Source organism: Virgibacillus dokdonensis (assembly GCF_900166595.1).
Lineage (GTDB): Bacteria > Bacillota > Bacilli > Bacillales > Amphibacillaceae > Virgibacillus > Virgibacillus dokdonensis.
Genome location: NZ_LT745763.1, coordinates 1,750,944 through 1,772,674, shown reverse-complemented (window position 1 = coordinate 1,772,674; position 21,731 = coordinate 1,750,944). Strand labels below are relative to the sequence as shown.

Genomic DNA, 21,731 nt, shown 5'->3' with positions numbered 1-21,731 from the left:
CTCTCTGTCATATCTGGGCTAATTACTCTATATCAACATATGCAAAGAAAGATTAAATGTTGATAAATTTAAATATAGAATTATCTCTACATAATGGTGTGGATTGGTTGTTGAAAAGAAAGTTTTCCTTATATTTTATAAATGATCCAATTGATATACTGGATATGTCCCTAAAACGGTCACTTGACAGCCTAATGCTTCTAATTCTGCTTTTACACCTGGGAAGAGAACTTCATCATAAGGTTGATTAACATCAATAATAAAGAAATAATTACCTAGCCCTGTTTTCATGGGACGAGATTCAATTTTAGACAAATTCATTTTTCTCCATGCAAAAGCAGATAATACTTGATGTAATGCTCCTGCAAAATCGCTTGGGAGTGTAATTAATAGCGTTGTTTTCTCTGATTGAACGGGATGTGCTATTTTTACCAATTCCTGTTGTTTACTTAACACAATAAACCTCGTATGATTATTCGGAAAATCATGAATGTTTTTCTGTATTGTATGGAGTCGATATATATTAGCAGCTAATTGATTACCAATTGCAGCTACTGGTTCTCCTTTTCTTTCACTTATTAGTTCTGCTGCTTTACCTGTAGATGAAGTAAAATGAAGCGTTGCATTTGGTAAGTGTTGATGAATATACTGATGACATTGTGCAATAGCATGACTATGAGAGTGCACTTCCTTTATATCAGCCATTTTTCCGGTGAAACTAGTGTGCACCAAAAGATGTTGCTGTATAGGAACAACAATTTCTGCCATAATCGGCAAACGTACTTGATGTACTAAATAATCAACGGTCAATTGAACCGTGCCTTCTATAGCATTTTCTAATGGTACAACACCGATATTAATCTCCCCATTATTTACTGCATCAATACATGCTGGTATTGTAGAATAACTATGTTTTACCTCGCCATTAAATGTCTTGTCCACTGCTAGTTTTGTAAACGTACCTTTTGGTCCCAAATAGCCAATAGTTGCTGTCACTACGTTATCCCCCTATATTTTCTAATATAAAAATGATTCTGTTGAAAATAAAGTGAAACTACATTCTAGAAGCTTTTACCCAGCCTCTACGAATGTAGCTAGAAATGAACATCTTTAACCTTTATACTTTTTTCGTTTGGCACATGTTCTTATTCCATAAATTCAAACTCAAATTCTAATATACGAACCGTATCTCCGTCCTCTGCACCTCGTTTTCTTAAAGCATCATCAACTCCCATTTTTCTTAGCTGACGTGCAAACCGCTGTACAGCTTGATCGTGGTTAAAATCAGTCATCTTAAATAACTTTTCAATGCGATGTCCAGATAATACATAAGCACCATCATCATCTCGCGTAATTTCAAACGGATCTTCTTCTTTATGATAACGATAGATAACTTTCTCTTCTTTTGGAACAGCTTCTTCTTCATCCACAGCACTTTTTGGTATTTTTTCTAATTTATCAGCAATCGCAAATAATATATCGCGAACGCCATCTTTTGTGAGTGCAGATATTTCATAAACAGGATGTTTATTTTGTAGCTTTTCCTTAAAAACTTCCAAATTTTCTTTTGAACCCGGCATATCCATCTTGTTTGCCGCTATAATTTGGGGTCGTGTCATCAATTTAGAATCATACTGCTCTAGTTCTTGATTAATTTTAACATAATCATCATAAGGATTCCGACCTTCTGTTGCAGCCATATCAATGACATGAACAAGTACTCTCGTTCTTTCTACATGACGCAGAAATTGGTAACCTAATCCTACTCCTTCATGTGCTCCTTCAATTAAACCTGGAAGATCAGCCATAACAAAGCTTCTCTGGTCATTTGTATCAACAACACCTAAATTGGGAGCTAATGTAGTAAAATGATAATCTGCAATTTTAGGTCTTGCAGCACTTACTACAGATAAGAAGGTAGATTTTCCAACACTAGGAAAACCGATTAATCCGACATCAGCGATTAGCTTTAATTCCACCTTTATTTGTCTTTCCTGTCCTGGCTCGCCATTCTCTGCTATATCTGGCGCTGGATTTCTTGGAGTTGCAAAGCGTGAATTCCCTCTACCGCCTCGACCCCCTTTTGCAATCACAGCTTCTTGATTATGTTCCGTTAAATCAGCAATTAATTCTCCGGTGCTTTCATCTATTACTGTTGTCCCAGGTGGTACTGGAACAACTAAATGAGGGGCGTTTTTTCCATGTTGGTTTTTGCTCATCCCATTTTCGCCACGTTTTCCTTTAAAATGGCGATTATACCGAAAATCCATTAAAGTGTTCAGCCCTTCATCCACTTTAAATTTAACATCAGCTCCATTGCCACCATCGCCTCCAGCAGGGCCGCCTTTAGGTACATACTTTTCCCTACGATATGCGACAAGGCCATTACCACCATCACCAGCTTTAACATAAACACTTACCTGATCTACAAACATGTCCTCACCTCTTTCAATTACACGGAACAGAAAAAGAGCATTCTACAATGTCACTATTGTCCATTACAGTTAAAGGAAAATGCGTCTCCAACCGATGCAGTTGTTCTTTTAACTGTGCATGATTAAAAAATTCACTTACTGAGAAATACATTGTTATCCAATCCTTCTGTTCCTGCTTAACAACTAAATGAACCGTTATAAATTCATCTTTGAGCTTCAGCTTCTTTACCACAGCTAAAAATTGCTCACATTGCTCCGTTAATATTTGGTCTATACTTTCAACCCGCTTTCCTTCCGTATGTATATCGTACTCTAATTTTACATCCACATACATATAAGCGTGCTTCATCACCCATAAACAAAACTCATTTGCTTGTAGGTGCATTAATTTTCGTTCCATATTATAACAATGAATGATATCAACTATCTTTTCTTCTATCTTTTTAACATTGCCCATTGAAGCATAACCGTGAATTATTTGTAAATGATTCATTAAGTCATGCCGATAATGCTGCATGAAACGAACAGCTTCTTCTGCATTCATATAACATCCTCCCACATGTCCAAAAGTATAGCAGAAAACGCAAAAAAGGTCATTCATTCTCCTAAGTCATTTTTCAATCCTTGTGGGTTCTTTCATTTTCCACGTTTTGTTTTGGTTCCTTTTTTCTATAGAAAAAAATAATATTAAACGTTAAAAACTCCAGCCAATGAATTGGCTGGAGTTTTGTATTATGCTTCTTTAGCAACAGGGTATACACTTACTTTTTTACGATTACGCCCGTAACGTTCAAACTTTACAACACCATCGATTTTTGAAAAAAGTGTATCATCTCCACCGCGACCAACGTTCTCACCAGGATAAACCTTCGTTCCACGTTGACGGTAAAGAATAGATCCACCTGTTACAAATTGGCCATCAGCACTTTTAGAACCAAGCCGCTTGGATTCGGAATCACGACCGTTTTTTGTACTACCAGCACCTTTTTTCTGTGCGAAAAACTGCAAATCTAGACGTAGCATAAGATACACCTCCTTATTTATCTTGAATAGTAATAAATTGTCCATAATCCTGTTCTATGGACGAAAGTGATACAAGCATACCTTCAAATAATAATTGAACTCGACGCATTTCTTCAGAAGAAATATAGTCTGGTATTGTTACATGAAGATAACCGCCATTATCACTTTGGTTTATATCAAGATCCACTTCACATAAAGCCAGAACTGCGTTTATAGAACCAACGGATACTGCAGACACTCCTGCACACACTAAATCATATCCATAAGGACCGCTTTCAGCATGTCCGGAAAGTTCAAATGCTCTTATTTGTTCATCTTCACGAAAAACAATTACTTGTATCATAAGTAACCTCTAAGCGTTGATTTTATCAATCACTAATTTAGTGTAAGGCTGACGATGACCTTGCTTACGATGATAATTCTTTTTTGGCTTATATTTAAACACAGTAATCTTCTTTTGACGACCATGTTTAGCAACTTTAGCAGTTACCGATGCACCATTTACATATGGAGCACCAACTTTTACATCATCTCCACCAACAAAAAGAACTTTGTCAAATGTAACCGTCTCGTCTTGATCAGCAGCAACTTTTTCAATGAAGATTTCTTGACCTTCTTCTACTTTCATTTGTTTGCCACCAGTTTCAATAATAGCATACATATACTTTGCACCTCCCATAAACTAAGACTCGCCATACAGGTACTACACATTGAGTTTACAACCTGTTCTGAGCGGTTGTAGCACTGGTGCTACGATGAATAACGTATTAATGTTACCATTACAATACATTCATTGTCAATAAGTTTATGATAACTTCTCGGGAAAATAATGCTTTCTATACAAATGAACGCTTCATTTATTACATTGCCTCTTATCCGCATTTGTTTATAGTGTTAGAAGATCTTGTACCATCAATCGCTTTACATTCTACAATTCAGGGTAAATATCGAACACCTATAAAATGACAATACTACTTCGTGTTATTAGTCAAATCACCTAAGTCACCAACTGTATCTTTGTACCGTTTAGCTTCAAAATACCAATATAGGCAATCATATTCATTCATAAGCTTTATGGAGCCATTTGGGTATATAATGTAAATATTGTGACTCCATCCACGGTAAAAATAAGAAAAAACTTCTAGTAACGATTTTTCTGCTTTCACCCTAATAGATCTTGTCCGGCAAATTGGATTATGTCTTGTTTCAAAACGCTTAAGAAGGAACCTTGTAAATACATAGTACCGTTTTTTCCATTCATTTTTATTTTCAAACAGTAAGAAAAGGCACAACAAAAAAGTACTTAGTGTAAATGGTTGGATAACTAAAGAAGTGCCAAGCAAAAAAAGACAAGCAATCAACGAGAAATAAATCGATCGATAGTATGCCGTTTTGTATGGCCATTTTGTTGATATGATAAGCTGAAGTAATTTCCCTCCATCTAAAGGTAATACGGGTAATAAATTAAAAATAAATATAGTCGTATTATAGTACATAAAAGTATCAAATATGGATGAGGATATTACCCCTGTATCAACTGCCACCAGCGCAATAACGTATAATACAATATGCTGAAAGGGTCCGGCACAAATGACCAGAATCTCTTCTCTCACAGGTCTGGTCCCATGCTCTTCTGTGTCCATGACACCACCAAATACCCAGAGCATAATTTTCTTTATACGCCATTTAAATTGTAATGCCATTATGTAGTGACCTAATTCATGAAAAAACACAATAAACAATAAAATAGCCAGTTGCATAAATGTACCCGTAAAAAAAGAAATCAGGAGAAAAAGCAGTAAAATAGGATGGAAGTGAATTTTTGGCAATAAACTATTCCACATCGTCAACTTTTATCACCTGAACGGGGTCTATATATTGATTATCCTTCTCAATAGAAAAATAAACTGCTTGGTTATTTTCAGTCGGAACAAACTGGCCAATAGGTTGCTTCTTAGCAACATGTTCGTATAAGTGAACATCAATATTACTTAATTCACCGTACGTGGTAATACTATCATCTGGATGTTGAATGACAATTGTTTTATTTGTTTGCCGATCGTTTCCAGCAAAAATGACAATCCCCTGTTCCAACGCCATTATATCTGATTTTTCATTAGGTGAAATTTTTATTCCTGTACCGTTCGTTTGAAAAGATTCAGAAACATTACCGTTTACTGGAATTACTGGAGCATTCTCATTTACGACCTGATCTTTTGGAGCTCCGTCCGGCATGAAAGCAAGTGGACTACCAAATGTATCTTGATACCATAGATTTACTTTAGCAAATGGGAATTCCTCTATAAGGGCAGTGCTTATAATGGATTTAGCGGTTTGTAGTCGAGTTGATTCCATCTGCCAAATAATTGCAACCGTCAAAAATAAGATAGCGGAAAGAATTGCTTTCCATAAAAGTCCTGTTACTATTTTTCCTTGTCGCCCATTACTTGATGTTGCAGTATAGAGCGGTTCAAACCCATGCTTTTCCTCCTCTTGCACAAATGGTGTAACGACAGATTTTGATGCGCTATTCTGTGAAATAATGTTACGTGTTTTTTTTCTTTGTTCAATAGATTGACGTACTTGCTTAACTCCTCTACTCATAGTTTCTCATTCCTTCTAATCACATTTGTACAAGTATATGAAGCTAGTTGCAAATATATGTTAGTAAGAGGAAGAGCGAAACGATTCAAAAATGCACAATTGAATACTTTGATATGATATTAGAAAAAATTGGCTTATCGCTAAGTCTTATAACGAAAGCTGTAGTTTATTTTAGCGCGTTAACAACGTAGCGAATGGAACAAATCAACGAAAGATTTAGGAATCACGCCACTAAGAACAGGGTGATGCCGATGTCGGGTGCCAAGCCCGTTTTTAGTCGGCCTTCCTCTTAGTTATGAACCGACGATGACTTAGCTTAGGGTCAATGAAGTGAAGTCGCCTAGTTGCTCGGCGATGAAGACGGAAGTGGCTATTTTACTATTTCGTTATTGCTTTCTTATACTACAAAAAGCAGGAAAAGCCTGCTTTTTGTGTATGACTGTATTATATTAATTACTGCATTTAAGAACGCATGCCTAAAAATTGCTTAAGCTTTTGCATCATACCTTTTTCTGTATCTAATGATTGCAACGGGACTGTTTCGCCTAAGATTCTTCTAGCAATATTCCGATAAGCAATAGAGGCTTTAGAAGTAGGTTTAAACGCAACTGGTTCGCCTTTATTGGAAGCTTTAATCACTTCATCATCATCTATCACAATACCAATTAGATCTACAGATAAAATTTGTAAAACTTCATCAATATCAAGCATATCTCCATTTTTCATCATATGATTTCGAATGCGGTTAATAATTAAACGTGGAGATTCAACCATTTCCTCTTTTTCCAATAATCCGATTATACGATCAGCATCTCGCACACTCGATTTTTCTGGAGTAGTAACCACAATTGCTTTATCAGCACCTGCAATTGCATTTTGAAAGCCTTGCTCGATTCCTGCCGGGCAATCTATAATAATGTAATCATATTCTTGTTTCAGCTCATAAATAATTTGTTGCATTCCTTCACTTGTCACAGATGTCTTATCACTTGTTTGTGCAGCTGGCAACAAAGTTAAATAATCAAAGCGTTTGTCTTTAATTAATGCTTGTTTCAGCTTACACCTTTCTTCAATAACATCTACAATGTCATAAATGATACGGTTTTCTAATCCCATAATGACATCAAGATTTCTAAGCCCAATATCCGTATCTATTAAACAAACTTTCTTATCCATTAAAGCTAAAGCTGTACCGATATTCGCAGTAGTTGTCGTTTTTCCGACCCCGCCTTTTCCAGAAGTAATAACTATTGCTTCACCCATTCAGCATTCTCCTTTCGAACCTGTTTATCTCTCTTCGCTTCTGTGAAAGAACTTGGAGTCGATCAATGATTATTTTATCTTTTTCTTCATCGACCAGTCCACACTCCATATACACACCGTCAGATTCATAATCTGGAGCACGACTTATATAATGTGCGATCCTTAGTTGCATCGGGTTCATATAAGATGCAACTATAAATGCTTGTTTATCTCCATCAATACCTGCATGTGCAATTCCGCGCAAGTTTCCCATTACAAAGATATTGCCTGTAGCCGTTACCTTTCCACCTGGATTTACATCCCCAATTAATAATAAATCGCCAGTTATATGTAAGACTTGTCCAGAACGAACTATTTGATTCATCGTTTTTATTTCACTATTTTCCTGCCATTTACGAACTTCTTCACGAGGAACAACATCAGATTCAATGATTTGAATGGTAAAACGGTTTTCAGCTGTTATAATTTCTTTTAATCGAATCATCTGATCATGCTTTAAGTACCGATAGCCTAATTTAACTCTTACAGCTACAACCGGCTCCACATGTGCAGGCTTGCTCTCGTTCATTTTATACTGCAATTCCTGCATGGCTTCTTCAAACGAACAGGTATCGTCAATAAATAATGTGAGCCCGTCTTTTGTACCTTTCATGGTAATTAATTGTGTTTTTTCCTGTGTCACACGTTCACCTCATTCTATACATTCGGAAACTCGGAAGAATGCTTCAAATTAAAATCATATTTAGCCTTATTTACTATGGTATGTCAGACTTCATTGACTAGGTAGCCTAACAAGTATAATTTATTTGTAATACCAATATTCCCCTAGAACAGTACTCGTATATTTTATATTTAGGGAGAGTTGGGGGGAGAAAACTTAGCCTATCGCCGAATCTTTATGCAACCACCAGTTTTGCTTATACACTTAACACCACAATTTTATACTATCTTATTCGTGTAAGACGATGTGGTGAGTCGATAAAACATGTCGGTTACAGCTCATTTTAAAGTAATTAAGCAACTCCCCTAAAACCAAATAGCCTCTCAAAATGAGTTTCCTTTCGTTATTTGATCTTTCCCCCAATTTGTCAGTTTTTTTGCAAACAGCGGGTATAAAACGAATAAGAAAATTAAATTTGACCCTATTGTAGGCAATAATCGGTTGGTTAAATACATACTCCACGGCATGTCTGTTAATGCGACTACAGAGTAGATAAGATAAATCATCCCGTCACTCACTACTAATCCCACAATACCTAACAAAGCTACAACAAGAATGTTTCCGTGCAGTAATTTTTTCAGACCATAAATCAAGTAAATCGTAGATGCGTACGAAAACATATAAACGCCTAGTGTACTTGTATAAACTATATCAATTAGCAAACCAAAGATTAACGCGTATAGAACAGAATAGTGGGTGCTTTCATTGTCATAGAATACAGCGATAAAAACAAGAAATATAAACACCCAATGGGAAACAATCAGCCAATCTGATTTCAATAAGTTTCCAGGCAGTAATTCCAAAGAAACTCCTTGTAAAACAAGAATAAGTAGGAGGATAAGAGGTAAATAGGCACGCTTCATTACTCCTCCTCCTCTTCACTTTCCTGACCTTCATCAGTCTGTACAGAACGATCGACTACAATTACTTGGTTTAATTCGTACATGTCAGCAGATGGTTTTACTAAAGCAGTTTTCGTTAATCCATATTTGTCAGGAACTACTTCTTGAACTTTTCCAATCGGAAGCCCCGCTGGAAATACGCCTCCCATTCCAGAGCTAACAATTAATTCATCCTTCTTCACGTCTTTTTGAGACTCTTCAATAATTCGGAATATGAGGTGCTTACTTTTTTTATCATACCCTTCAATCATCCCAAAAATATTATCGCCCTTGTCACGAGAAATTTCCCCGGAAATCCGGTTAAATTGGTCAAAGCCTGTAAGTAGTTGAACGGTAGAAGTATGCTTTGATGGGGTCATTACCTTTCCAACCATTCCCTCTGGTGTGATCACTGCCATGTTCTTTTTAACTCCATCATCTTTCCCTTTATTGATCGTAATTTGTTCTAGCCACCTTTCAGGCGATCTAGAAATTACTGTTGCTTGTATAGGGTTATATTTTCGTATTGCATCCGATTCTGTCAGTTCAAGGTTGTTTCTTAAATCCTCATTTTCTTCTTTCAATTCTTGAACTTCATAAATAAGCCCTTTATATTCAGCAAGTTTTTGTTTTAGTAATTTATTTTCTTCATACGTATCCTTGAAATCTCCAATATTACGAGTAACGTTTGTTACCCAATTTACTGGAGCATGAACCACGCTTTGTGCCCAACCGACCGTATCATTGACTATTTCTTCTATTATTGTTAGGTCTTCTCGATCCCTTAAAGAGAAACCTATTAAAGCTACAAGCAGTATAAAACCAATTAATAGAATGAACAATCGCTTTTTGCGTAAAAAAGACATCTAAACACCCACTTAATCTACAGTATGACGTGATGACACATGTGGTTGGGATCGAAAGTGGTGTATATATTCCAGTGATTTACCCGTACCAATCGCTACACTTTCCAGTGGATTTTCCGTAATAAACACAGGCATTTTGGTTTCATCACTTATAACCTGATCAATATTTTTTAGTAAAGCTCCTCCACCAGATAAAACGACTCCCCTATCCATAATATCTGCTGCAAGCTCTGGTGGGGTTTTTTCTAGTGTATTTTTCACAGCTTCCACAATGGAGTCTACGGTATCTTTTAACGCTACAGAAATTTCCTCTGCAGTAACGGTAATTGTTTTTGGTAAACCTGTTAAAAGGTCTCTTCCTCGTATATCAATTTCTTCATTCACATCCACTTTCCCTGCTGTACCAATTTCCAACTTAATGGATTCTGCTGTTCGTTCGCCGATCATTAAACTATAATGCTTACGAATATATTGAGTAATGGCTTCATCCATGTTATCACCAGCTGTTCGAACAGAACGGCTGGTTACGACACCACCTAATGAAATAACTGCAACTTCCGTTGTGCCACCACCAATGTCTATAATCATACTCCCCGTTGGTTCCCAAACAGGGAGGTCTGCTCCAATAGCTGCTGCAAAAGGCTCGGAAATAGGATAAGCTTCCTTTGCGCCCGCTTGTTTCGTTGCATCAATAACTGCTCTTTCTTCAACCATCGTAATGCCCGAAGGAACACATACCATTACATTTGGTTTTTTTGCAAAATAAGATCTATTCTTCATTGCTTTATTAATATAATATTTCATCATGGTAGCTGTTGTATCATAATCAGCAATTACTCCGTCTTTCATTGGTCGAATGACAACAATATTTCCTGGAGTTCGTCCAATCATATTACGCGCTGCGCTTCCTACAGCTTCAATATCTCCAGTGTTTTTATTTTTGGCTACCACTGTAGGCTCACTAACAACAACATCTTTGCCCTTAACAAATACAAGCGTGTTGGCTGTACCTAAATCTATTCCTAAATCCTGAGAAAAATTAAATAATCCCAAAAAAATCTCCCTTTCCAGTTTGCATACATATATTTTTATGTAGCTCGTATTATGTTATTTTCAATTATCTCGTTTTCCCGTTAAAAAGTAAAACAATTATCTAGTATAACATGCGCTTATTATACATAAATATAAGCGTAACAAGCGCCACTTTCCTCAGGTTTACTGAAAAATGGCGCTTCCTTCATTTCTTTTCTATATAATTATACGAAAAAAAATAAAAAATAGATAGTGTTAATACAAGTTTTTTGTCAAGCATGGTCCACATCTATGTTTAACTGGGTTTCATTTTCACAAAACAACTTTTTGTTTCAGCTTAGCAGGCGAATGTTTAACAGGACGTAGTAGGTAATGCTAAGCGTAGCGTATTTTAAAAATATGAGCATAAGTAGAGCGTCCATACGTAAAAAAAACACTAGCATACAACAAATAAATTTCACATGAAGCAAATAAGGATTGGGAACTTATAGTTATTGCTGGTGAGGATTTTGATAAAAGCATGTTTGATCACTTCATGTAGATCATTCAAATTATCATAAGAAACGATAACTTCTGAAGTGAAAACGTAGACTGTAGTAAGATTTTGGCAACAAGGATAAAAAGGCGATGTCATTCTTACAGTACGCTTTGAATTCAATTTCTTAACGCATATTTTTAGCCAGACTATTAGATTACACTATCTTACAAGTAACCTTTTTCTTTTAAAGAAACAAATTTACGATTGCCTATAATTAAATGATCCATCAGTTCAATCCCGATCATTTTTCCGGACTCAACTAATCTCCTGGTTACATGAATATCTTCCCGGGAAGGTGTTGGGTCGCCTGAAGGATGGTTATGAGCAACAATTATGGAAGCGGCAGAACGTTTAACAGCTTCACGAAATACTTCTCTAGGGTGAACAATAGAAGCGTTTAAACTGCCAATAAAAATCGTTTGCCGGTGAATAACTTGATTTTTGGTGTTTAAAAATAGTGCTACAAAATGTTCCTGGTTTAATACTCGCATATCTTCCATAATGTAATCTGCGCCATCTTCAGGAGACCGAATGACATAACGATCACCTGATTGAAAACCGTTCATTCGCTTTCCCAACTCAATGGCTGCTAAAACGAGGACACCTTTAGCTCTGCCGATTCCTTTTATAGCTATTAACTCTTCTATGGTTGCATCATTTAAAAGTTTTAAACCTTCAAAATGCATCAATAGGCGATTAGATAAAGAAAGTACAGATTCTGATTTTGTCCCACTCCCAAGAATAATAGCCAATAATTCTGCATTTGACACCTGTCCAGGGCCAACCTTTAGTAACCTTTCTCTGGGGCGGTCATCTTTAGGTACATCTTTGATCATAATAGGCATTGAAGTCATTTTCATCCCCCTTTAACTAAGATACTTGTATCTTACAGAGGATTCTTTGTTTAAACAAACCAGCAATTTTAAAAAAACAACTAAATATCTGAGACAAAAAAAGCTTTATATAGGAGAAAAACCGCCATATGAGTAACTGTTTTTTCTTAAAAATTCTATTCTCAGTAGATAAGCAAGTAAAAAACTTGAAGTATAATAAATTGTAAAACAGCATGGGAAGTTTTATTCCAACCATTTTGTAGAAGGGTTCAACCCTATTTAAAGCTATTAACTTTATACGATATTGTTTTCTTACATCATCCTACTTTTACAAATAGTAGTGTAGTATTCTTTTATTCGTTCACTATTTTTTTTTCACGGTTAAGCTCATGTATTAATTCATACCATAAAGTTAGTAAATTTGCTCCTAAGTCTACAGCCCTATCATTTTTTTCTTCAATTACATGTTGATTCATTGCATTACCTAAGCTTTGGAGTCGTCTAGGGATAGTTTTTTTGGTAGATTCCCATTGTTCTTTAGATACTTTTTGTTGTTGCATATCTTTCCGCCATACATCCGCAAATGTCTGCATCCAGCTTCTTTCTTCTTTCTTCAGTCCCTCTTCTCCCACATGAATCTGCCATTTTTTTACATAAATATCCAATTCTGAAGTGATATCATTTTTTAACCGTTCCGCTTTTTCCTTTGAGGCAGCCGCAGATATTAATAAAAAATATTGCTTATCTTTTTCCCAAATCATTGCAGGTAGCCCTTCCTCTTGAAACTTCTTTTGCCACGTCTGTGCATTTCCTGCTTCAGAAAAAACGCCTCCCTGCAATACAAAAATATCAAAACCTTTTATATTTGCGTGACCATCTAGTTCTTTCCTTTCTTGTTCACGGCTAGTTTCGGTCACGCTAGCGTTGTTCTCCTCACTATTGGCTTGGCGATCTTCATCAATGGTAACAAACATTCGAATCAATGTAATCCCCAGCAATGTCCCTATAATAAAAGCTGAAGCAATGGCAATAATTAAAGGTTTCATATGCTTTATTTTTTTAAAAAATATGGGATAAACTGAAAACTTCTTATCAGATAGTCGGGCGTATGATGGAACTTCTTCCTCTGTATCCGTTAGTGTTGCAGCTTCCTCATTCTCTGTCTCCCCAGTTGTATCATTATTTTTTGATGAATACATAGACAGCTTCACCTGCTGACCGTTTTTCCAGACTGTTATTTTACGCTTGTCCTTTTTCACAGTTTTGCCTCCTGTTAGAAGAGTTCTATTTTACTCTAGCAAAAAACATGTGAAAAGTAAGACGAAGTTTGTCAGCTTTTTAAGAAATTGTTCAACATAATGTGATACCTTTTTCCATTACATGGTGCCACTAAAACTATTATTTATTCTTACTGAGTAAATACGACCTTACAATAGAAATGAAATGAAGCGAACCTGTAATACAATATACAGTGTTTGGGTCACTCATTTTACTGATCGCATTTTCCCACGAATTAATGGTTTTCATTGAAGGTAACGAGATTTTTTTCATTTCAGATATACTTGCAGCTCTCGGGTGATCAAAAGTGGTTAAGTAAATTTCACTAAATTTACCCGTTAGAGGAATCATCATCTCATCAATTGCTTTATCTTTAAAAGCTGCAAATAATAGCTGCCTTTCTTGATATGGAAAGACTTTCTCCAGTGTGTCTATAAATGCACGAATTCCTGCTGGATTATGAGCTCCATCAAGAATTATAATAGGATGTTGGGACACTAGTTCAAATCTACCTTCTAATTGTACGTCAAAAAAAGCAGTTGGTAATTTCGACAACTGGATGATACATCCTTTCTGCTGTATTAAATGTAAAGCCATTAACGCTAATGATGCGTTCGCTAATTGATGTTCTCCATACAATTTAAGTTTAAAAGCAGCTCCCTTCGTATAAGGTAGGTTCCATTCCATATGATTCCATTCTTTAGAAGGTAGACTTTGATAATGAAAATGCAACCCTAATTGATAGACTGGAGCTTCCTTAGCCTCCGCTTCTTGTATAATCACCTCTTTAGCAGCTAATTGTAATTGTCCAATAACAACTGGAACTCCTTGTTTAATAATCCCTGCTTTATGTAAAGCAATCTCAGGTATTGTCTGACCAAGAAAAGCCATATGATCTTTACTAACACTAGTAATAATAGATACTAAAGGGATTATACAGTTTGTCGTATCTTCTCTCCCTCCCATTCCAGCTTCTATAACAGCAATGTCAACATTGGTAACAAAATAAAAGAACGCAATAGCTGTCAATATTTCAAACTCTGTTGGGGATTGATTTTTTTGATCTAATTCCTGAACCGCTGGGTAAACTTTTTCCCACACTTTTAAAAATGCTTGTTCAGAAATTGGTTCTTCCTCTACATAAATATACCCGCGAATTCCATGTAAGCTTGGTGAAGTAAACACTCCTACTTGATAGCCACTTGCTTGCAAACCTTGTTTCACAAAAGCGGCAGTAGATCCTTTTCCATTAGTGCCGGCAATATGAACAGCATTTAATCGTTTTTCAGGGTGACCAAGTAAAGCAAGTAATTGTTGCATACGTTCCAAACCAGGTTTAACACCTAACTGATGCCGATGATTAAAAAATGCTTCTATTTGCTTCATTGTATGCAATTATGTACAATCCTTTCATGAGTAGTATTTAATTTATAACATAAAGTGAATCTTCAATCTGTAGATTCTTTCATCCCCGACTGATTGTTAGCAGCCCAGTATGCCCTAAAGGCCTATGACGAATCCGGGATTTAAGTGCTGTTACCTCTTACTTTATTTCGCTCACATCTTCATTTTGAAGTGGGAGTCATACAGCACCTATATCTAGGATAAATCTTTTCGTAAAAATTTTAATTAAAAGTGCTTACTTGTAAAGTTGAAAAATTTTATGAACGATTATAAGTATAGCAGAAAGGAAAGAACTGATGCACGTAACTGGATGGATTATATATAACGATAGTTTACCCGGCAAGAAATTTATTGATTTTGCACAATGGCTAGAAAAAGCAGCGATACAAAGAGCTAGCAACGTAAAAATCATGTCAAATAGCGAACTCTTATCTTTTTTATCTCAAAGCGAATTATCTGTATTAACGGAAGAGCAACCTAGCGCTTTGCCTGACTTTGTAGTGTTTACAGATAAAGATATTTACCTAGCTAAGCAGCTCGAATTATTAGGTATAAGCGTGTTTAATTCTTCGGAAGCAATTCGTATTAGTGATGACAAAATATTAACGTATCAACAGCTTGCAACAGCTAAGCTTCCAATACCTAAAACGATTATTTATCCGAAAACATTTACTTCCCAACAGCTAAAGCCTGGCGCACTGCAAGCTGCAATTCACCGTTTGGGTTTTCCTATGATTGTAAAAGAAGCATTCGGCTCTTTTGGCGAACAAGTGTATCTTATCCATAATAAAGCGGACTTAATTCAGCAAATTAAAAATTTGGCAACAAAGCCCTTCGTTTTACAAAGATTCATTTCTACTAGCTATGGAAAAGATTTACGGCTGCATGTTGTAGGCAATAAAGTTGTTGCGGCCATGAAACGACAGTCAGCACATGATTTCAGAGCAAATATTACTGCTGGTGGTACAATGGAGGCGTATGAACCGTCGGAGGAAGAACAAAAACTGGCGATCCTAGCTACACAATCCATTGGAGCTGATTTCGCAGGTGTTGATCTATTAGTTGGAGAAAATGATTCTCCTATAATTTGCGAGATTAACTCCAATGCTCACATCCGCAATTTGTTTGATGCCACGGGAATAAATGTTGCTACCTTTATAATTGACTATATTTTTAAGAAGATAGAAGGGAACACAAATGCATAACGGCTGGCTTATCTATAGTGATGAAGATATTGAAGTAAATAAAGCCTATATTCATTGGTTTATGGAAGAAGCAGCACTTCAATCCATCCATCTGCAGCTTGTACGTAGGGAAGACCTGACGATTGGAATTCATAAACAGCGCCAAGTCCTATTAAATAACCATCAGATAGAACCTTTACCTGAATTTGCAGTTGTTCGTACCATTGATCCTATGCTTAGTATTCATCTGGAAAGTTGTGGAATTAATGTTTTTAACAACTCTCACATAGCAACTATTTGCAATAACAAAGCGTTAACGCATCATTATGTACATCAACTCAATGTTCCAATGGTAGACACATATTTCCATAAAGCTTCTTTTTTAAAAGATTCCCCTCCGCTTTCTTTTCCATTTGTAGTAAAAACCGTTGCAGGCAGAGGTGGAAAAGAGGTTTATATGATCACTAATGAGTTGGAGTATTTAGCATGTATGAAGAAAATAAAAGGCAGTGACATCATCATGCAAAGTTGCCATGTGCAACAAGGCAAAGACTTGCGCGTTTTTGTCGTAGGGAAAAAAATTATCGCAGCTGTACTTAGAGAAAGTAATACCGATTTTAGAGCCAACTACAAGCTTGGTGGTAGTGCAACACTATATACATTGTCCAAAAAAGAAGCAACAAGAATCCAAACGATTATTGATTATTTCGATTTTGGAATGGTAGGAATTGATTTCTTACTAAGTATGGATGGAGAACTATTATTTAATGAAATTGAAGATGTTGTCGGTTCTCGCATACTAAGTGCCGTTAGCAATACAAATATACTACGGTTATATGTGGAGCATATCAAAAAACACATCCAGTCGTAATCCTTTTTATCATGCAATCATGCAATAAGGGTTACCTACTTCGTACATTCAGTTCGAAGTAGGTAACCCTTAAATTTGTTAGTTTTTTAATTCATGTAATCTTGCTTGAACCTTCGCTTGTTTATCCAAGTACTCTTTTTCTTTTTGTTTTTCTGCTTCAATTACTGCCTGAGGTGCTTTATTAATAAACCCTTCGTTTGCGAGTTTTTTCTGCACACGCTCTACTTCTTTTGTCCATTTAGCTAGATCTTTTTCTAAGCGAGCAATTTCTTTGTCAAAATCAATTAGCCCTTCTAATGGTAAAAATAGTTCTGCTCCTGTCACTACTGCTGACAATGCTTTTTCAGGGACATCGATCTTTTCCATAATGGCTAATTCACTTGTGTTACAAAAACGTTCTAAATAGTGACGCTCTTCTTCTAATTCCTTCACAATAGATTCATTCTCCGCTTGGATGAGTAGTTTAACTTGTTTTGACATTGGTGTATCTACTTCTGCACGAATATTACGGACAGCTTTGATAATCGCCACTAGTCGCTTCATTTCATTTGCTGCCTGTTCATCATGGAATTCATCTCTTGGCTCTGGCCAAGTGGCAACTGTGATAGATTCTCCTTGATGTGGTAACTGTTGCCAAATTTCTTCTGTAATAAACGGCATGAATGGATGCAACATACGCATCGTTTGATCTAAAACATAAACGAGCACAGAACGTGTTGTTTGTTTTTGAGTTTTGTCATCTCCATATAATGGTATTTTTGCCATTTCAATATACCAATCACATAGTTCATCCCAAATAAAGTTATATAATTGACGGCCAGCTTCGCCAAATTCATATTTATTGTTATTTCTAGTTACATGCTCAATTGTTTCATTTAAACGGGTTAATATCCACTTATCTGCCAAAGACTTTTCGCCTGTTAAATCAATATCTTCATACGAAAAATCTGCTAAATTCATTAAAGAAAAACGAGAAGCATTCCACACCTTATTCGCAAAGTTCCATGTTGCTTCTACCTTTTCCCAATGAAAGCGTAAATCTTGACCAGGGGTAGAACCAGTCAATAGAAAATAACGTAATGAATCAGCACCATATTTATCAATGACATCCATTGGATCGACACCGTTGCCTAACGATTTACTCATTTTTCTTCCTTCTGCATCTCGAATCAATCCGTGGATCAAAACATCATCAAACGGCTTTTGATTCGTAAAATGCTTCGATTGAAAAATCATTCTTGAAACCCAGAAGAAAATAATATCATAACCTGTTACGAGAACTCCAGTTGGAAAATACCGCTTGTAATCTTCTGCTCCTACATCCGGCCATCCCATGGTAGAAAATGGCCATAAAGCAGATGAAAACCAAGTGTCTAATACATCTTCATCTTGCTCCCAATTTTCTATATCGTCGGGAGCTTCCTTGCCGACATAAATTTCTTTTGTTTCTTTATGATGCCAAGCTGGTATGCGGTGCCCCCACCATAGTTGGCGAGAAATACACCAATCACGAATATTTTCCATCCAATTTAAATAGGTTCTTTCAAAACGCTGTGGAACAAAATTAACTTTGTCACTTCCTGCTTGTAGCTCGATTGCAGCATCTGCTAGTGGTTTCATTTTTACAAACCATTGCGTAGATAAGTATGGCTCCACGACAGCGCCACTTCGTTCAGAGTGACCAACTTGGTGCAGATGGTCTTCAATCTTAAATAGTACACCTTGTTCTTTCAAATCGTGAACAATTTGTTTTCTGCACACAAATCGGTCCATTCCTTCATAAATACCAGCATTTTCATTCATCGTTCCATCTTCATGCATAACTAATACTCGTTCTAAATCATGTCTATTCCCAACTTCGAAATCGTTTGGATCATGAGCGGGCGTAATTTTCACTGCACCAGAACCAAATTCCATATCTACATACTCATCTGCAACAATTGGTATTTCACGACCGACGATTGGCAAAATAGCTTTTTTGCCAATTAAATGGCTATATCGTTCATCATCAGGGTGAACAGCAATCGCAGTATCACCTAACATCGTCTCTGGGCGTGTGGTAGCAATTTCGATTTTCTCATCGCTATCTTTTAACGGGTAGAGCATATGATAAAATTTGCCCTGCACTTCTTCATAAATCACTTCGATATCGGATAAAGCCGTTTTTGTATCTGGATCCCAATTTATAATATATTCTCCGCGATAAATTAAACCTTGCTCGTATAATTTTACAAATACTTCTCTAACTGCATCTGACAAACCTTCATCAAGCGTGAACCGTTCACGTGAATAGTCTAAACTAAGCCCTAACTTTTCCCATTGTGAACGAATAAACGCAGCGTACTCTTCCTTCCATTCCCAGGCTTTTTCGAGAAATTTTTCTCTACCTAGCTCATAACGATTCGTACCTTGTTCTTTTAGCTTTCCTTCCACTTTTGCTTGTGTAGCAATCCCAGCATGATCCATACCAGGGAGCCATAATACATCATATCCTTGCATACGTTTCATTCTAGAAATGGTATCTTGCATTGTCGTATCCCAAGCGTGCCCTAAATGCAACCGTCCTGTAACATTTGGTGGGGGAATAACAATAGAATAGGGTTCTTTCTCCGTATCGTTCTTTGCTTTAAAATAGTTTCCTTCTAGCCAAAATTGATAGCGACCTTTTTCTACTTCCTGCGGGTTGTATTTAGCAGAAAGTGAAGGTTTTGATTCTTGTTCGTGCATGACATGCTCCTCCTGACAATATCTTTTTTAGAAAGCTGTAGTTTCTCTTATACGTTTTTGACACTTACCAAAGTGTAAAAAAAACCCTTTTGTCCTATAAAAGGACGAAAAGGGCTTGCTTTCCGTGGTACCACCTTTATTTGTATACTTCTAGTGTAATAAAGAAACAAAGTATACACACTTCATTTGTTGATAACGGTACATAGACCGGCTTCCTTCTACTTAAAAGAAGACATCATCGTAGCCTTATTTTTCAAAGGAGCTGTTCCTGGGCGACATTCCAGCATAATCTTTCAAGGAAACTTTCAGCCAATGATTTCCATCTCTACATGATAATTATCCTGTACTCTTCCCATTCTTTACATTTTCATTGTTTACATGCATATTATTAGAATAGCTTTATTTTATATATAATTCCTCTTTACGTCAACTGTTTATTCACTAAAATGAAATAGGGCGTTCTTTTCCCAGCTCTGGAATGTTTACGACAAAAAGCAGCTTAAAGAATGTAACTCTTCACTGTTATTGTAAGTGTTTGTGGACGTTTATCTAATTGCTAGTGCTATCATCTATTCTTAAATAAATAACCCGTTACATAGTAAGGTTTGCACCAAAAAGATCAATTTATACATATAGTATAGTAACAATACAAATTTCTGATGTAAAGGAGAGAGTCTCATTGGCAAGATATTACCGTTACCGGCTACCACCATGGGCTAGAAATTGTATTATCGTAATCGAAAGATGTACACTGCCTATATTAATTTTTCAATTGATTCGTACTTTATTTTTCCCAACCACCTTTGATGTATTTCTTCTGGGTATTATCGTTGGCATTTTTATAGCTTTTTATTTGGAATGGATTTAATCTGTTTCATCCAAATCATCTAGGTCGTCCAGATCATCCAGATCGATCGTATCATACGTTTTTTCCACATGTGCAGAAAGGTGCAACCCAAACAGTATACGGCGAAATGTATGCTGTAAATGAATTATTTGTTTCAGCATGGACGTGTTTGCTTGTTTATGATTTTTGACACAACTTAGATAAGCTTGTGGATCTAATAATTGAATGACTAACAAATATAGTTCTTTCTTGGTCAGTTCGTTCTCATTCATATACTTGTCAAATCCGCGCAGCAGCATAATAGTCGGAGTATCATAATGCTTTGTTTCTTCTTGAAAAAAAGCAACTAAATCAAAAACGGGATAGTCAAACCCTGCATTCTCCCAATTTATAAAATAGAGCTGACCTTGATCAACTAAAGTATGTGAAGTTTTGATGTTCTTATGACACAAACTATAATACCAAGTCTCTTCCTGTTCATCCAACAGTTGATCAATTCTTCGTATCGTTTCATTCAGACTATAATTAACATCTTTAAATTGCGTGCACACAAGTAATTCAAATGGGGACATAAAGCGATGTTGTTCGTACTCCTCTACAAATGTAAGTAATTGTTGCTGTAAGGTCAAACAATGCTGTTTATACTGTTGAAAAGCTTGCTTAAACTGCTGGATTTCAACCAAATGTCGCCGTTTTGTTTTCATATGAATCAATCCAAAGCTTTGAAAGATTTTATCAATCGTGGATTGATCTAATTCTGTTTCTCGGCTTTCTTTCCAAGGTGTCACATAATAAATAAGCTCTCCTTTTTTTTCATATAACTTTCCTTGCTTCGTTAAATAAACTGGTAAAATAGGAAAAAGATATTCTTCATAAGCCAATTTATAAACTTGTTCCCACATAACGATCGTTTCTTCCGTTAGCCGGCTATGTTTTAAGGCATATTGCTGGTTGTAGTCTTGCACCATGTAGAGCCGTTCCGTTTGTTTTTCTATGTAAAAAGGTCGAATAGAATAAGCATGCAAAACTTCTTGTAAGGTATCCATTTTCTTCACCACCCTAGTTTCAAAGCGAACAAAAATTAGGCTCATGCCTTTACACTCTTATCAATTAGTGGGGTTTTCTTTCGTACCCCGCTGGTTGTTCAGCAGCACAAGGAATACGATTTAAAGGGCTTTTACGAAAAAGGAGAGTAAGGCGGTGTATCTCCCACTTAGACTTGTT

The 21,731-nt window shown here is 36.3% G+C and carries 21 protein-coding genes and 2 other annotated features; of the genes, 3 read left to right on the top strand and 18 right to left on the bottom strand.

What is annotated here, in order from left to right:
- Positions 1-135: 135 nt before the first annotated feature.
- The 16 genes from pheA to B2C77_RS09675 all read right to left on the bottom strand — a co-directional run bounded on the left by pheA (position 136) and on the right by B2C77_RS09675 (position 14,860).
- Positions 136-996, bottom strand: a complete 861-nt coding sequence (gene pheA, locus B2C77_RS09750; RefSeq protein WP_077703437.1) for a prephenate dehydratase — start codon at positions 994-996, stop codon at positions 136-138.
- A gap of 149 nt (positions 997-1,145) precedes the next feature.
- On the bottom strand, positions 1,146-2,435 hold the full coding sequence (gene obgE / locus B2C77_RS09745; protein WP_077703436.1) for a GTPase ObgE: 1,290 nt from the start codon (positions 2,433-2,435) through the stop codon (positions 1,146-1,148).
- A gap of 13 nt (positions 2,436-2,448) precedes the next feature.
- Positions 2,449-2,979: a Spo0B domain-containing protein gene (locus tag B2C77_RS09740; RefSeq protein ID WP_176087311.1), complete on the bottom strand. Its 531-nt coding sequence runs from the start codon at positions 2,977-2,979 to the stop codon at positions 2,449-2,451.
- A 188-nt stretch (positions 2,980-3,167) separates the two neighbouring features.
- Complete coding sequence (gene rpmA, locus B2C77_RS09735; RefSeq protein ID WP_077703434.1) at positions 3,168-3,458, bottom strand: 50S ribosomal protein L27; 291 nt, start codon at positions 3,456-3,458, stop codon at positions 3,168-3,170.
- 13 nt (positions 3,459-3,471) lie between these two features.
- Entirely contained in the window at positions 3,472-3,801 is a 330-nt protein-coding gene (locus B2C77_RS09730; protein ID WP_077703433.1) for a ribosomal-processing cysteine protease Prp, read from the bottom strand.
- Positions 3,802-3,810: 9 nt separating this feature from the next.
- Positions 3,811-4,119 (bottom strand): 50S ribosomal protein L21, encoded by a 309-nt coding sequence (gene rplU, locus B2C77_RS09725; protein ID WP_073004659.1) that lies wholly within the window; start codon positions 4,117-4,119, stop codon positions 3,811-3,813.
- 14 nt (positions 4,120-4,133) lie between these two features.
- Positions 4,134-4,206: a sequence feature (ribosomal protein L21 leader region), on the bottom strand.
- A 223-nt stretch (positions 4,207-4,429) separates the two neighbouring features.
- Entirely contained in the window at positions 4,430-5,302 is an 873-nt protein-coding gene (locus B2C77_RS09720; RefSeq protein ID WP_077703432.1) for a M50 family metallopeptidase, read from the bottom strand.
- Complete coding sequence (locus tag B2C77_RS09715) at positions 5,292-6,062, bottom strand: M23 family metallopeptidase (RefSeq protein ID WP_077703431.1); 771 nt, start codon at positions 6,060-6,062, stop codon at positions 5,292-5,294. The genes B2C77_RS09720 and B2C77_RS09715 overlap by 11 nt, the downstream gene beginning before the upstream one ends.
- Positions 6,063-6,524: 462 nt before the next feature.
- Positions 6,525-7,325 carry a septum site-determining protein MinD gene (minD, locus tag B2C77_RS09710; protein ID WP_077703430.1) on the bottom strand — a complete coding sequence of 267 codons (801 nt, stop codon included), beginning with the start codon at positions 7,323-7,325 and terminating at the stop codon, positions 6,525-6,527.
- Positions 7,318-8,007 (bottom strand): septum site-determining protein MinC, encoded by a 690-nt coding sequence (gene minC, locus B2C77_RS09705; RefSeq protein ID WP_101933831.1) that lies wholly within the window; start codon positions 8,005-8,007, stop codon positions 7,318-7,320. Before minC ends, minD begins: the two co-directional genes overlap by 8 nt.
- 362 nt (positions 8,008-8,369) lie before the next feature.
- On the bottom strand, positions 8,370-8,909 hold the full coding sequence (gene mreD / locus B2C77_RS09700) for a rod shape-determining protein MreD (RefSeq protein WP_077703429.1): 540 nt from the start codon (positions 8,907-8,909) through the stop codon (positions 8,370-8,372).
- A complete protein-coding gene (gene mreC / locus B2C77_RS09695; RefSeq protein ID WP_077703428.1) occupies positions 8,909-9,793 on the bottom strand; it encodes a rod shape-determining protein MreC in 885 nt (294 codons plus the stop codon). Before mreC ends, mreD begins: the two co-directional genes overlap by 1 nt.
- A 12-nt stretch (positions 9,794-9,805) precedes the next feature.
- Complete coding sequence (locus B2C77_RS09690) at positions 9,806-10,846, bottom strand: rod shape-determining protein (RefSeq protein WP_077703427.1); 1,041 nt, start codon at positions 10,844-10,846, stop codon at positions 9,806-9,808.
- 681 nt (positions 10,847-11,527) lie between these two features.
- Positions 11,528-12,208: a RadC family protein gene (gene radC, locus B2C77_RS09685; RefSeq protein WP_077706880.1), complete on the bottom strand. Its 681-nt coding sequence runs from the start codon at positions 12,206-12,208 to the stop codon at positions 11,528-11,530.
- Positions 12,209-12,549: 341 nt separating this feature from the next.
- Positions 12,550-13,455 carry an SPOR domain-containing protein gene (locus B2C77_RS09680; protein ID WP_077703426.1) on the bottom strand — a complete coding sequence of 302 codons (906 nt, stop codon included), beginning with the start codon at positions 13,453-13,455 and terminating at the stop codon, positions 12,550-12,552.
- Between the two features lie 139 nt (positions 13,456-13,594).
- Complete coding sequence (locus B2C77_RS09675) at positions 13,595-14,860, bottom strand: bifunctional folylpolyglutamate synthase/dihydrofolate synthase (RefSeq protein WP_077706879.1); 1,266 nt, start codon at positions 14,858-14,860, stop codon at positions 13,595-13,597.
- 314 nt (positions 14,861-15,174) lie between these two features.
- On the opposite strand from B2C77_RS09675, the gene B2C77_RS09670 reads away from it, so the two are divergent.
- A complete protein-coding gene (locus tag B2C77_RS09670; RefSeq protein ID WP_077703425.1) occupies positions 15,175-16,083 on the top strand; it encodes an ATP-grasp domain-containing protein in 909 nt (302 codons plus the stop codon).
- Positions 16,076-16,933: an ATP-grasp domain-containing protein gene (locus tag B2C77_RS09665; RefSeq protein ID WP_077703424.1), complete on the top strand. Its 858-nt coding sequence runs from the start codon at positions 16,076-16,078 to the stop codon at positions 16,931-16,933. Before B2C77_RS09670 ends, B2C77_RS09665 begins: the two co-directional genes overlap by 8 nt.
- A 78-nt stretch (positions 16,934-17,011) precedes the next feature.
- Here the strand turns inward: B2C77_RS09665 and B2C77_RS09660 are convergent, their stop codons facing one another.
- Positions 17,012-19,660, bottom strand: coding sequence for a valine--tRNA ligase (locus B2C77_RS09660; protein ID WP_077703423.1), 2,649 nt, complete (start codon positions 19,658-19,660; stop codon positions 17,012-17,014).
- Positions 19,661-19,757: 97 nt separating this feature from the next.
- Positions 19,758-20,029, bottom strand: a binding site (T-box leader).
- A gap of 310 nt (positions 20,030-20,339) precedes the next feature.
- Between B2C77_RS09660 and B2C77_RS09655 the strand changes: the two genes are divergently transcribed.
- The gene (locus B2C77_RS09655; RefSeq protein ID WP_073004679.1) at positions 20,340-20,528 is read left to right on the top strand and encodes a YszA family small membrane protein; all 189 of its coding nucleotides are present in this window, start codon (positions 20,340-20,342) and stop codon (positions 20,526-20,528) included.
- On the opposite strand, the gene B2C77_RS09650 is transcribed toward B2C77_RS09655, so the two are convergent.
- On the bottom strand, positions 20,525-21,553 hold the full coding sequence (locus B2C77_RS09650; RefSeq protein WP_176087310.1) for a phosphotransferase: 1,029 nt from the start codon (positions 21,551-21,553) through the stop codon (positions 20,525-20,527). The two genes, B2C77_RS09655 and B2C77_RS09650, sit on opposite strands and share 4 nt — an antisense overlap.
- Positions 21,554-21,731: the final 178 nt, after the last annotated feature.

What these genes read in the sequence shown, in the direction of transcription:
- mreD (WP_077703429.1), bottom strand. Translation starts at nt 8,909, where the DNA reads ATGAAGCGTGCCTATTTACCTCTTATCCTCCTACTTATTCTTGTTTTA.
- rpmA (WP_077703434.1), bottom strand. Translation starts at nt 3,458, where the DNA reads ATGCTACGTCTAGATTTGCAGTTTTTCGCACAGAAAAAAGGTGCTGGT.
- B2C77_RS09675 (WP_077706879.1), bottom strand. Translation starts at nt 14,860, where the DNA reads ATGAAGCAAATAGAAGCATTTTTTAATCATCGGCATCAGTTAGGTGTT.
- rplU (WP_073004659.1), bottom strand. Translation starts at nt 4,119, where the DNA reads ATGTATGCTATTATTGAAACTGGTGGCAAACAAATGAAAGTAGAAGAA.
- B2C77_RS09670 (WP_077703425.1), top strand. Translation starts at nt 15,175, where the DNA reads ATGCACGTAACTGGATGGATTATATATAACGATAGTTTACCCGGCAAG.
- minD (WP_077703430.1), bottom strand. Translation starts at nt 7,325, where the DNA reads ATGGGTGAAGCAATAGTTATTACTTCTGGAAAAGGCGGGGTCGGAAAA.
- B2C77_RS09715 (WP_077703431.1), bottom strand. Translation starts at nt 6,062, where the DNA reads ATGAGTAGAGGAGTTAAGCAAGTACGTCAATCTATTGAACAAAGAAAA.
- B2C77_RS09720 (WP_077703432.1), bottom strand. Translation starts at nt 5,302, where the DNA reads ATGTGGAATAGTTTATTGCCAAAAATTCACTTCCATCCTATTTTACTG.
- B2C77_RS09665 (WP_077703424.1), top strand. Translation starts at nt 16,076, where the DNA reads ATGCATAACGGCTGGCTTATCTATAGTGATGAAGATATTGAAGTAAAT.
- mreC (WP_077703428.1), bottom strand. Translation starts at nt 9,793, where the DNA reads ATGTCTTTTTTACGCAAAAAGCGATTGTTCATTCTATTAATTGGTTTT.
- obgE (WP_077703436.1), bottom strand. Translation starts at nt 2,435, where the DNA reads ATGTTTGTAGATCAGGTAAGTGTTTATGTTAAAGCTGGTGATGGTGGT.
- B2C77_RS09730 (WP_077703433.1), bottom strand. Translation starts at nt 3,801, where the DNA reads ATGATACAAGTAATTGTTTTTCGTGAAGATGAACAAATAAGAGCATTT.
- radC (WP_077706880.1), bottom strand. Translation starts at nt 12,208, where the DNA reads ATGCCTATTATGATCAAAGATGTACCTAAAGATGACCGCCCCAGAGAA.
- B2C77_RS09650 (WP_176087310.1), bottom strand. Translation starts at nt 21,553, where the DNA reads ATGGATACCTTACAAGAAGTTTTGCATGCTTATTCTATTCGACCTTTT.
- B2C77_RS09660 (WP_077703423.1), bottom strand. Translation starts at nt 19,660, where the DNA reads ATGCACGAACAAGAATCAAAACCTTCACTTTCTGCTAAATACAACCCG.
- B2C77_RS09740 (WP_176087311.1), bottom strand. Translation starts at nt 2,979, where the DNA reads ATGAATGCAGAAGAAGCTGTTCGTTTCATGCAGCATTATCGGCATGAC.